Consider the following 12,403-nt stretch of genomic DNA (forward strand, 5'->3'; position numbering starts at 1 on the left):
TAAAAAATTGATGTCTTTAAGCCTGTTTATATTGCAACAAATAGCTAAACATATTGATTTTGGCTAGTTGTTTAACACCATTAACTGATGTGCTTGCTAAAGCTGGATTTGCTACAACAATAGCCAATGATTGAGCTCTTGAAATTGCAACATTAAGTCTGTTCTTGTCGAACAAGAAATCTACACCTCGAGGGCTTTCATTTGCATCAGATGCACACATGCTTAAAACCACAACTGGTGCTTCCTGGCCTTGAAATTTATCAACACTTCCTACTCTTGCATTTTCGCCTCCAGGCGAAGATGAAAAAGCAACTTTTAGTTTATTCACTTGGAAGTTGTATGGGGCGACAATCAAAATATCCGACCAATTAATATTTCTCGTTTGCCCTGCTTTATCGGTAAATGTTCTACCAATCAGTTCAAGAACAGACTCAACTATTACCGAGACTTCTTCGTCACTAGCCTGAGTATTACCAAAATGCTCAACGGGTAAAAATATTACACCAGCTTCTTTACTTAATGGCCCTTTATATGAACTAGGTATGCTTATGATTTGGTTATCATTGTCTTTATCACTTACTAATTTACCTTCATAAACAGCGTCACTGATAAACTTATTTATTGCTGAATGCATTCGGTATGTTGTATTGAGAAAGATACCTTTTCTCTCGTCAATTGTGGGGTTGTCTTTTAGCAGATAATCCAAAATAGAAGCACCACTATCAGCTGGGTGAGTCCCTTGAATAGGTTGTCCTAATTGCATCTGGTCACCCATCAACACTAGGTTTTTAGTACTGCGACTAATTGCAATCAAGTTAGCAACACTTACTTGACCTGCTTCGTCAATGAATAGGTAATCCAACTGATTGATCATCTCACTTCGAGAAAATCCCCATGCCGTAGTACCGATAACACATGACTCTTCAACCCACTGGTCTAAATCCTTATTCTTGATAATATTAACATCTAGCTCTGTCAACTCAGGGTCTGTTTCTTTGGTGCAAACAAAGCTGACTGAGATATCATTTTCCTTGCAATACTTTGCCGTTGTAAGTAGCAAATTATTTATCGCTTTGTGACTATTGCTGCAGATACCAACACGCTTGCCTTCTTTTACAAGTTCAGCAATGACGTGTTTTCCTGTGTAAGTTTTACCAGCCCCTGGTGGCCCTTGTATTGGCAAGTAACTATTATCTAATTTCTTAACCGCCGTAATAATTTGCTGTAAATTTTCAAAAGCATCTTTACTGTCAGCGATTAGACTACCTTCTACCAAACCGTTTATTCGCGGTGTTGAACGCGATAAGAAATCCACTATCGCAAGATTATCACCACCATTGTCATTGTATTTTTCAACAACGTTAGCAATAGCGTCAGGAATAGGCGTTGGGTTTACATATTCATCAGGTATCAAAGTCATCATTTGAGGAGGTACATTTTTCATTGATTTAACAACCAATAGACCATTGTCAAAATCGCTCGACTCCCTATCTACATTTACTTTTAACGAATTTCCTTCATCAGTTTCTTCATTGAGCACATAATAGCTTGAGCATGCCGCTTTAAATTCTTGGTTAACATCAAAGCTATATTCATAACCATGACTTCGTTTGATTTTAAAAGGAGCTCTAGCTGTACGAGTACAAAAGGCAAGACAATCTAAATCATCCAGCAATTCACCTTCTTCCGCTCCCATGCGGTCAAACATTTTCCAGAAAATTGGCTTAGACTCTCTTCGGTGAAATTCTAACGACCAAGCTAGGTTTTCAGTAATCAAGCTTTGCTCATGTTGAGTAACTTCTTCAGCCTTTGCTCTACAAAGCAGATTATCCCTAAGTTTTTCTACCTTTGTAATTTCTGCTGTTTGTTCAACTTCAACAACGTCTGTTTTTCCAACAAACGCAATAGCATTTTCTTGTTGCTGAATTCTTAGCCAGTCGACTAACTCTTGAGTAGAATCACAGTCATCAATATTATAATCACGGATGCTTTTCAATATTGCAGATGTTTGCCAGGTATCCCCTTCTTTATTCAAAGCATTTTGTTCTCGCCATTTCTCATACACAACAACAGAATCGCCACCGGTACCTACATCAGTGTCTCTGCTACCGCGATATAAATGTTCTACATTTTTTATTGAGTAACGAGGCTCGCCTAGTAAAAGCCCACCTTTCACCACTTTATACAAATCGACAAAAACTTCATTGCGAAGTAACTGATCTACCTCATGTTCACATACGCCATATCGCCCCATCAGTTTTCTACAGGCTGCAATTTCATAATTGGCATAATGGTAGATGTGCATTGATGGATCTTTAATCCATCGGTCGTACACCCAATGAATAAAGTCTTGAAAGCATTGTTTCTCTTGCTCTTGGTTATGCGCCCAAAAGTCTATAAATTGTCGCTGGTTATTCTCGTCAAAGTAAGTATTCCCCCAGAGGTATTCCAAACCACCTTCATCTAAAGGAAAGCCTTCTATATCAAAGAAAACATCCATCTTCGAATGCGGCGGCAACAAAGATAAGCCTTGTCGTTCTCTTGGATCAGATTTTATTATTCGAAATAAAGGCTTACTTAGCCCCTTACTCTTAAACTGGATCAACGCTTGCTGCTGAAGACGGTTGTAAATAATTGGAGATAAATTGGGTACAGCGTCGATTTCTGTTTGAGCCAATTGCTGCATAGTTAATATTCCAACGGCATTAAGTTTCTTTATTTGGCCGCTAGTTATGGTGGCAACATGAGATAAATGGTCCCGTTCTAATAAAAGTTTTTCTGCGTAAGATGACCAACTTCCAAAATTTTTCGATTCAGCAGGATCTGGCATACTGTTAGCATCGAAACTGGATTGCTCATTAAGAAATGACTGCTTTAACGTAAGGTAATAATGAAAATAGTCGTTAGTTCTTAGTACAGAAAGTTCTCCGTTTCCAAGAGCAACAGATATCTTTTCAGGTCTCACTCCTTGAATTTCTTCTAACATTTCAGCATAACAACAAAGCTGGATAACAAACGAAGACTTAAGTGTACTAGCTAACTTGGTATCCCACACCTCATAGTGGAAGTCACCTAATTTACTAGCGCCGGGTACTTTGATCAAAAAGTCAGAATACCCTGCAAATGGTGCGCACTCTAATCTGCCTTGAACAATTACATCGACACCACTATGCATAGCATCAACTGTCGCAGAAAATTTTTCAGTAGGGGTATTACCATCGATTTTAACTAATGACTTCCCTTCATTTACTAATGTAGCTTCCAAAGCGTCTTCATGAGCATACCCCATTTTCTGAAGTAAACTCATTAACTCGTCTTCATCATCCTTTTCTGGAACTTCATCTGGCCTCTCAATAACAAACCTAGCCATCCAAGATGCAAAATGACTCGACATATAAAGTGTCAAATCTGATGGTGAATATTGATAAACCCCTTGTCTTTTTTGCATGTTCTAATCCCTTAACTAAATCCCTGAAAGACTATAAATTTTAAAACCGACCAATAGATAATATTTGCATCATATATTGAAAACAATCAGACATTTTTACTGTATTATTATGTCCAAACATTTTTAGCTATTTGAAAGTATTAGTTCGATTAGTCATTGATTTATTTATACTTATGAATAAAAAATCATATTAGTTACTCGACTCTACCTTTAAAGCACAAAGAAATAAAGCGTTTGCCATGGCGCGCCATGGCCAGTAAATTAATCATTTAAAATCAATGCATTATATGACACGTTTCATTGGGGGAATTTTGATAAGTCTATTAATTACTAGTTATTCGCTAAAATTCATAAGTCCATTTTAATAATAACCCTAATTAGTGGATGCAAATTAGGGCATTGATGACTTATAAATTGATTTCTGTTATATCAGATACGATCCACTTGGTTCTTCGTCCAAAACCGGGCTTAGGCTCATATTGAAGTTTCACTTCTACGGGAAAATCCAAACCTTCAAGCTTCGAACTTAGTGTTTCTTTTACATCTACCTGCTCCACTTCAAAACCTTTACTACCGTTAATACTAAAGTTAGCAGTATCTTTCGACTGAACTGGCTTCACATAAAATAGGTGTGCGATTTTAAAATCTGACTGATTTTTGGTTGAAAAACCACTACCAATTTTATAACCAATAAGCATGACGGCTTCATCACATTTAGTAGTTAGTCCTGAGCTACTCTTAGGTTGGGCATTGTGTATTAAGTTATCCACATATTTAATTTTTTCTTCAAGTTCTGCTTCAAGGACTAAGTTTATTTTATGGTGCTCTTGAGAATAAATAAAGTGTCTTGGTGCTGAGTACAGTACAACCTCCTCTAGTTCTTTATAAGGCAACACTCTAGATACTTGTGATAGATTAATTTCTAACATATTACGCCGGCGTTCAATCTGAGCTGTTGCTTTAAAATCATCAACTTCGTGAGTTACTTTTATTTCAATATCCAGCCATTCACCATCAAAACCTAATGCTGTTAAATCAGGTCTATAGCCTTCCATGGTTGGCTCTTCTTCTACTGATTCAAACATTTCTAATTTCGTTGGTATAAACTCGTTAACATGGTGAGGATGTACATTAGTATCTAGAGTCATTTGCTTCAAAGATGTTGCAGGTAACTGAACAACTTTTCGTTCAGCTATTATTTGCTTAGCCAACAGATGTATTGCTGTTTCAGAGCCATGTTCACAGTCTACCGCATTGTAATGAGCAAAATGGTGAACACGTACGTTACCTTTTTTGGCAATCAATTGACTGTCACAGTGTGGGCATGAACACCCACAATCAAGACCATTAATTACAGATTCAACATGTACTACACGACCGTCTTTAATACCGTAATGTAGCTCTGTTTTTTCGATATCATTTATTTCGTTACTATTTACCTGGGCCATTGATACATTCATAATATTTCCTTTTCTTAATTAAGTTTCATATGTAGTGGCGCTTGTGCGCTCAATATGAATAATTAATAAAATCAGAAAGATAATCGTGAAATTCTAGAATTTCCGGAAAATAGAACAAGGAAGGTTATGAAAGATAAGCAAATTTCGTTTTTAATAGATGCTTTGGACTTCTTGGATGAAGTTATGAGAAGTGAAGAGCAGAGGTTGTTTTTTGTAGCTTGTTTGTTACATCTATCGGATAACGAACAATTACTACGTACTCAATTGTCTGATGTTGCTAATACATCAAGGCCAAGAGATCCAAAAACCTACGTAAATTGGTTAGATTGGCTGATTAAAAAAATCAACGACAATAAGAAATTCATCTGGGAAAGTAGAGAATCAAAAGAGCTTACTCTCTTTCCTATGATCAAGAAGCAATCTGGGAGTGGCGGTTCAGGCAACGAGACTGCTTTCTATATTGAACCCGTCAGTCTCGACGCAAATAATCCGAAGCAAGGTGATACTGATTCTTCTACTAGTTCTACCATTGATTTTAGTACTGTTCGTTACCAAGCGAAGAAACTTAAAAGAACCCCATGGTATTTAACCGCTTGCAGTCCATTCTTTGAAAAAACACGAAACAGACAATTTTTGCTAATCGTGTTAATTCTCTATTTTATTGCTATGCCTATATATCTTGGTTGGATGCTTGTTAAACCTGGCTTTTCAATCTACTTATGGGTACCGCTATTTATCATTTATTACATCACTTTTATGCCAGTGAAAAATATCCTTAGTGTTAGCACTCGTAAAATGACTTTGCTTGAACATATATTTCAACCTTTGAGCTCGATTTGCCTTTCTGAAGTTTCAGCTTCACCTAATACTAAGAAAATAACTGACATCAGTAGAAGGCTAAGTTCAGTTCAAATTGAGGGAAAGTGCCCTATATGTGCTAATGTTTACGGCTTTGAGAACTCTGTTATCTTAGAGAAACAAAGTATATTTAAATCGAGAATCATCGGTAGATGTTTAAATAATCCGCAAGAGCATCAGTTCACTTTTGATAAAGATTTAATGTCTGGGACTAAGCTATTTAGATAATAATCGGCAGGTCCCCTGTTCAAGTTAGGGAGGGGCCACCATTTCAACGATTAAAGACGAACATTAGCGTCTTTTTTGTGCCAAAAATCCAGTAAAAACGCCTGTAAAGCCTATTCTTATGTATCAACAAGACTTAAAGACGATTTAAATAATTAGGTGCAATTACCGACGGCTTACCACCCATAGGATATTTATACTGCTTAGGTCGTTTAGTGACTAATCCTAATCGCTTCATCGACGTACAAACACGATGAAGGCCAATATCAAAACCTAATGCTTGTAATTCACCATGCATACGCACTTTGCCGTAAGTAGCGTCCATATCGACATGAATTTGCTTCATGGCTGCATCAAGCTTCACACGTTCAGCACAAATAGGTTTTGGCTTAGCTCTATAATAAAACGAGCTAAACGGTATCGATAAACAGCGGCATATTTGCTGAACCTTACTTCCTGCCTTTTTCAGCTTGGCACCTACTTGCTGACATTGTTCATTTCCATAGCGAAAAAGGCTGAAGCTTTTTTTAACAGCGCATTATCACTTTTTAGCTGTTTAATTTGTTTTTCTAATTCTTGAATACGGGTTTGCTCTGGCGTTAGTGCGCTAGCTGTGGGTGTGTAACCTTTTTGCTCTTTTCGGTATTGGCTTACCTAGCGCTGAATTGATGATAATCCAACAATCATTGCTGCGGCTGCATCTTTGTGTTTATAACCGTGAATAATGACTAGCTCTGCACACTCACGTTTGAATTCTATTGTTAATGTTTTCTTTGGCATTTTGACCTCGTTAGTTAATGTAATTTTAACTCTAACGAAGTCTCTAGTTAAATCATACCGTTACAGTTTAACATTAAGCAGAGATTGGTAACTTAAAAATAAACGTACTACCTTTGCCAAGCTCACTTTTTACTGATAAATCGCCGCCATGAGCTAATGCGATACGCTTGCATAAAAATAACCCTAAACCAACACCTTTATTGCTGCGGTTGTTTACATTTTCTGCTTGAGAAAAGGGCTCAAACACCTTAGGCAAAAACTGTTCTTCCATTCCTGAACCAAAATCTCTTACCGAGATTGTTAGTTGATTTGAACGCTTTTTGCATGCAATAAGTACAGGGCTTGAGTCGGTGGAATGGGTTAGCGCATTTTCAATTAAATTTCGCACTAAAAACTTAAAGCGGCCTAAATCAATATCAATGACTATCTCTGGAATTGAGCCTTCTAGTGTTAAGTTGTCTATGCCATCAAAACTATTAATGATGTCTGCTATCACATTGGGAAAGTAATATGGCTCTAAATTTAATAGTTTGTGTGAATCTCGCAGCCGTTCACTTTCTAGTAGTTGCTCTACAATGGCATCCATTTTGTTTATTTCTTGATTGAGTTTTGACACGGTTTGATCATTTTTTAAAAGTGCTAACAACACCTTCATTCTTGCCATGGGAGATCTTAATTCATGGCTAACTGACAGCAATAATTCATTCTTTGAAGCAAAAAGTTCTTCTAAATTTTCAGCCATAATATTTAAACCGTTGGTAAGTTTTCCCAAGTCATTGGCAGGGTGAGTTTGAATGCGGTGTTTAAGATTGCCTTGGCTAATTTGGGTGGCGCTGTCTATGGCTCTTTGGATTGGATTTAACTGCTTATTCAACAGCTTATAATTAACAAACAATACCAATAGCACACCAAACCAGGGCCAAAATACCAGCCAATTTGGGTAAACGAGAAGGTTAGCTATTTGCGAGGTGACCGCGATGGTTGTGTTGTTTGAAGTGGTAAATATAAAGTATTTTGAGTCTACTTTTGTAAAAAACAAATTGCCAAGAGGTGTTGCATTATTCATTAGCTTTTCCGGTGTTGGTAGCGGACCTCCGGTTAACCAAATTTTTTCACCTCTGGTAATTTGTATCGCGACACGATTCTTTTTAGCTTCTGTCTTTAAATGCTCAATATCGATTGCCCCTGCAACTAGTTTAGCCATCATTTCATGCAGCGCTTCATGTCTATCTAAAACAATTTGCTGTGCCTTTTGTTCAGACATGGAAAAACTCCCTAGTACAATCAGAACAATTAGTAGCAGTGTAGTGATGGAAAAAAGCAAAAAGAAGCGCGTGTATAAGTTCAAGTTTGGGAGTTTCACAACGGCTTTCCAATAAATGTGTAACCAATGCCTCTGATGGTTTTTATGAACATAGGATCTGCGGCAGAATCATTCAGTTTTTGTCTTAGTCGACTGAGCAATATATCGACAGCGCGACCATACAAGTCAACCTCTACGCCTTTTAAGGCACCCGTAATTTGTTCTCGGTTATAAACCTTGCCAGGATTGGTCGCCAGCGTATAAAGCAAGTGAAACTCCATGCCGGACAAGTTGATCTCTTCACCGTTCACTTTAACTAATTGCTGTGCGGGAAAAATATCAAGGCTAGCAAACTGAATGTGTTCTTGTATTTTGATTTCTTCCTTTTTACTCCTTGTTCGTCGAAGTAAGGCTTGTACTCTGGCTAACAGCTCTAATGGTTCAAAAGGCTTGGGTAAGTAATCATCAACACCAATTTCGAAGCCATGTACTTTATCTTCTAACTTACCTCTAGCAGTTAACATAATGATAGGTAAGGTGTATTTTTTTCGGATCTGTTCACATAAAGTAAAGCCATCTATTCTTGGCATCATTACATCCAACAGCAGTAATCGTGGTGCTTCTTTTTCTATTAGAGCCATCGCTAAAAGCGGATCATTGGCTACGACGAGCTCACATTGATGATTGTTGAAGAAAGCAGCTAAACTTTCCGTTAACTCTTCATCATCATCAATTATTAATATCTTTGTCATAGTAGCTACTTGTGTATTGTTTACGACATATTCTTTCATGAGAGAGTCAAACACAAACCTTTTATTGCAATTGTTACACTATGTTACCCAAGCCATTAGTGGAAGTGGGTATAATCGCTCCTAATTACCAACAAGGGAGCATTTTATGTCACTACTTAATAACAGTAACAAATCCATCGCGAGATTATTAGCATGTTTGATGCTTGTGCAAATGCTCTTGGGAATAGTGTTAAATTTCTATTTCTTAAAACCTATTTTAAGATATGACGGCTCAGTAGGTACTCAAGAACTCATCTATATACTAGGAAGTGCAACCCTTGTGGCGCTTATTATTAGTTCACTTAATTTAGTATTTGGTTTGCTGTTGCCAAAAGACAGAGTGAGTAGACAAAGCGGCATGTTTATTACTCTTATTGTCTTGGCAGCAGTAGGAGTAGCACTTTCTACAGTTGAATATGCAAAACTGTCTGAATACGTAGTTTTTTTAACAGGTGGTTATTTAGATGCGGGGTCAAGTAGTGAGACATTCGAACCACTGAAAAAGCTACTGGCGACAGGAAGAAACGAGGCGCACTTTTTTTCAATATTTATATCAAGTTTAAGCTTGTTGTTTTTCTATGGCTTGGTTTTAAGAGAAAAACTGTTGCCAACTTACCTTGCCAGTTTCGCAGTTTTCTCCGTAACACTTCAGTTGATTGCAGTTGGTCATACCTTTTTTGAATTATCCATTCCAACATTGATTCAAGCACCTATTGCTCTAACTCAACTTATTGTGCCGATTTATCTTTTAGTGGCAGGGTTTAAATGTGACTCACACTTAGTTAATAAACAGCTTGAAAAAGCCAGTTAATACTAGAGGAATCTCCCCATGTTTTTATCGTTTTTTTTAGTGTTTCATATATGTGCGGGTGCAATCGCTCTGTTAACTGGGTACTCAGTGATTGTTGCAAAAAAAGGACAGATGACACATAAGTACTTAGGTCGAGTTTATGTCGAAGCAATGTTAGCACTTGGGCTTACTGGTACATATATAGCGATTATAAAAGAAATACCGCTTTCGATGCTCAATGGTTTAGTACTTTGCTACTTAGTGTTGTCTTCAATAAACACGATTTTGCAACCACCTAAGCAAACCAATGCATTGGATAAGCTGCTGTTTATGTTTGTCATTCTGATTACGATTGGATTTGGTTGGTATTCTTATTTAATCAACCAGATAGAGAGCAAAGAGCTAGGTGGTTTTGGCATTGAAGCTTATATCGTTTTCGGCAGTGTCATGGCTTTATGCTGCATCGGTGATTGTCGTTATCTACTACGTGGTGGATTAAGTGGAAATAGCAGATTAGTTAGACATTTATGGCGCATGTTTTTCCCCTTGTTAATGTCGACAGCAGCATTCTTTCTTGGCCAAGCCAAGCACTTACCTGAGTTTATACAACGAACAGAGCTTCTATTACTGCCAGTTATTCTGGTTGTACTTACAACGATTTACTGGGTAATTAAAATGAGATTCAAACTAATTAAAATTAATTCAAAAACATTGTGAGAATTATTTTAACACTGCGAATCATTAGTTAATAAGTCTTGCTCTGCTACTTATGTCTATGACGCGCTCTAATGTACTAGGCTGAGAGCAAAATAATATTTTTTATCTGGGTAATACTTGATGAACGGTTTATTCATACAACCAAGGACTACAAATTGAAATTAGAACAAACTGAATCTTACACTAAATATACCAACTATTTATTCGCTGGGCATTAGGTTAGAAAGGTAACTTTGTTGGATTAAGGATTAGAAGCCAGCTATGAAAATAATAACAAGTAAATGGAAGTTTAAGTTTATTCCTTTCATCTTATTGTTTTTTTGTCTACAGCCTCCATTAGCTAATTCGGCAAAAAATACAGAAATTGTAAAGTTGAGTATTGCTTCGATAGACTGGTGCCCTCAGATCTGTCCTAAAGAGGTCAATAAGGGCTACGTGCAAGATATCGTAGAACTCATATATGCTAGTGAAAAATATCAATTAGAAATTCATAGCATGCCATGGTCACGTGCAATTAAAATGGTTGATGAAGGGAAATATGATGCACTGTTAGCACCCGCAAAAGATGAGGCACCAACTTTAATTTACCCGAGTATACCTATTGGTAAACAGCAAATGTGTTTCTTTGTCTCCAATGCGAGTAACTGGCTTTATAAAGGACCTAAATCATTATCTTCGCTGTCGATAGGTGTAGCTCAAGATACGTCTTTGGAAGAATTGAATGAATTTCAAGCCTCAAATGAAAAACAATTTCAATATTTACCTTACCTCGATAGATATGTTTACCAAAGTGCAATGATGCTGCTCAAAGGTCGTATTGATACTTTTTTATTTACGAGAAACACCACCTTGTTTGAATTAAAGCAAACCAATCTGGATAACCAAATTCGTGAGGCCGGTTGTTTAAATAAAAGTAATATCTATATTGCGTTTACACCTTCGCTTGAAAAGTCGCTAAAAGTCATGTCGTTGATAAAATTTTTTGAACAAGAAATGACTAAATACAATGTAAATGGAGATGTTGACAAAATCATGAGTAAGTACGGCATTAAGTAACTTTGCAAAATAAGATTTAGCCAGTTAATAAGTTCCAATTAGAATGGAATTTGTGTGTTAGTTTCATATTTAGAACTAATAATATATAGGTTGTGGCTGGACTAGCTAAATCATGCAGACGTAAATGGCTATGCATTTTTCTGAAGAAGCAACTTTTATATCGGATTTAAAAGCAGGAGGAAACACTTGGATTATATTGAAGTAAATAAGGATACATGGAACAGAAGAGCGGAAATTCATCTCAAATCTAAGTTTTATGATGTTGAAGGCTTCATTCAAGGTAAAACTTCACTTAATGAAATAGAACTCAATGAAGTTGGAAGTGTCGCTGGCAAGTCTTTGCTGCATTTACAGTGTCATTTTGGTTTAGATTCATTGTCTTGGGCTCAACTAGGGGCAAAAGTAACAGGTGTCGATTTTTCTTCAAAAGCAATAAATAGTGCACGTAAGTTGGCAGAAAAAACTGGATTAGACGCACAATTCATTTGCGCAGATCTCTATGAATTTTCTCAGAGAAACAATTCACAATTCGATATTGTATTTACCTCATACGGTGTACTTTGTTGGTTACCTGATTTAGACAAATGGGCCAGTTTAATAGCGAACAGCCTAAAATCGGGAGGGGTATTTTATATTGTTGAGTTTCATCCTTTTTTTGATGTTATCTCTGGTTATTCTTACTTTCCAAATGCAATCCCCGATGTTGAAGAAGAGAATACTTATACCGAAAATGATGATGGTGATAAATTAACTGTAATTACCTGGCCACATCCGTTAACCGAAGTCATAAATGCACTCATTAATGCAGGCTTGATTATTGAGCAGTTTAACGAATATCCATATAGCCCTTATAACTGTTTTGAAAATATGGAAGAGCTAGAAAAAGGAAAGTTTTCACTTAACCATAGTGGAGTATGGGTCCCTCTAGTCTACTCTATTAAGGCATGTAAACCAGCACCGTAACAGATATGATCA

The 12,403-nt window shown here is 36.9% G+C and carries 11 protein-coding genes; 5 read left to right on the plus strand and 6 right to left on the minus strand.

Annotation, left to right across the window (positions count from 1 at the left end; genetic code table 11):
- Positions 1-16: 16 nt before the first annotated feature.
- Both Q4493_RS02315 and Q4493_RS02320 read right to left on the minus strand, forming a co-directional pair.
- A complete protein-coding gene (locus Q4493_RS02315) occupies positions 17-3,448 on the minus strand; it encodes a TM0106 family RecB-like putative nuclease (protein WP_303449126.1) in 3,432 nt (1,143 codons plus the stop codon).
- A 407-nt stretch (positions 3,449-3,855) separates the two neighbouring features.
- The gene (locus Q4493_RS02320) at positions 3,856-4,908 is read right to left on the minus strand and encodes a competence protein CoiA family protein (RefSeq protein ID WP_303449128.1); all 1,053 of its coding nucleotides are present in this window, start codon (positions 4,906-4,908) and stop codon (positions 3,856-3,858) included.
- A 126-nt stretch (positions 4,909-5,034) separates the two neighbouring features.
- Here Q4493_RS02320 and Q4493_RS02325 point away from each other — a divergent pair, with 126 nt between their 5' ends.
- A complete protein-coding gene (locus Q4493_RS02325; RefSeq protein WP_303449129.1) occupies positions 5,035-5,994 on the plus strand; it encodes a hypothetical protein in 960 nt (319 codons plus the stop codon).
- A 133-nt stretch (positions 5,995-6,127) separates the two neighbouring features.
- Here the strand turns inward: Q4493_RS02325 and Q4493_RS02330 are convergent, their stop codons facing one another.
- The 4 genes from Q4493_RS02330 to Q4493_RS02345 form a co-directional block, all read right to left on the minus strand.
- Positions 6,128-6,355, minus strand: a complete 228-nt coding sequence (locus Q4493_RS02330) for an IS3 family transposase (RefSeq protein WP_303449131.1) — start codon at positions 6,353-6,355, stop codon at positions 6,128-6,130.
- A gap of 290 nt (positions 6,356-6,645) precedes the next feature.
- The gene (locus Q4493_RS02335; RefSeq protein WP_303449132.1) at positions 6,646-6,771 is read right to left on the minus strand and encodes a hypothetical protein; all 126 of its coding nucleotides are present in this window, start codon (positions 6,769-6,771) and stop codon (positions 6,646-6,648) included.
- A gap of 73 nt (positions 6,772-6,844) precedes the next feature.
- The gene (locus tag Q4493_RS02340) at positions 6,845-8,035 is read right to left on the minus strand and encodes a HAMP domain-containing sensor histidine kinase (protein WP_303449133.1); all 1,191 of its coding nucleotides are present in this window, start codon (positions 8,033-8,035) and stop codon (positions 6,845-6,847) included.
- A 95-nt stretch (positions 8,036-8,130) separates the two neighbouring features.
- On the minus strand, positions 8,131-8,826 hold the full coding sequence (locus Q4493_RS02345) for a response regulator transcription factor (protein ID WP_303449134.1): 696 nt from the start codon (positions 8,824-8,826) through the stop codon (positions 8,131-8,133).
- A gap of 145 nt (positions 8,827-8,971) precedes the next feature.
- On the opposite strand from Q4493_RS02345, the gene Q4493_RS02350 reads away from it, so the two are divergent.
- From Q4493_RS02350 to Q4493_RS02365, 4 genes are all read left to right on the plus strand, one after another.
- On the plus strand, positions 8,972-9,676 hold the full coding sequence (locus Q4493_RS02350; protein WP_303449135.1) for a hypothetical protein: 705 nt from the start codon (positions 8,972-8,974) through the stop codon (positions 9,674-9,676).
- A gap of 18 nt (positions 9,677-9,694) precedes the next feature.
- On the plus strand, positions 9,695-10,372 hold the full coding sequence (locus Q4493_RS02355) for a DUF2306 domain-containing protein (RefSeq protein ID WP_303449136.1): 678 nt from the start codon (positions 9,695-9,697) through the stop codon (positions 10,370-10,372).
- A gap of 261 nt (positions 10,373-10,633) precedes the next feature.
- Positions 10,634-11,428 (plus strand): ABC transporter substrate-binding protein, encoded by a 795-nt coding sequence (locus Q4493_RS02360; protein WP_303449137.1) that lies wholly within the window; start codon positions 10,634-10,636, stop codon positions 11,426-11,428.
- A gap of 186 nt (positions 11,429-11,614) precedes the next feature.
- Positions 11,615-12,391 (plus strand): bifunctional 2-polyprenyl-6-hydroxyphenol methylase/3-demethylubiquinol 3-O-methyltransferase UbiG, encoded by a 777-nt coding sequence (locus Q4493_RS02365; protein WP_303449138.1) that lies wholly within the window; start codon positions 11,615-11,617, stop codon positions 12,389-12,391.
- Positions 12,392-12,403: the final 12 nt, after the last annotated feature.

The organism is Colwellia sp. 1_MG-2023, assembly GCF_030546755.1.
GTDB lineage: Bacteria > Pseudomonadota > Gammaproteobacteria > Enterobacterales > Alteromonadaceae > Thalassotalea_H.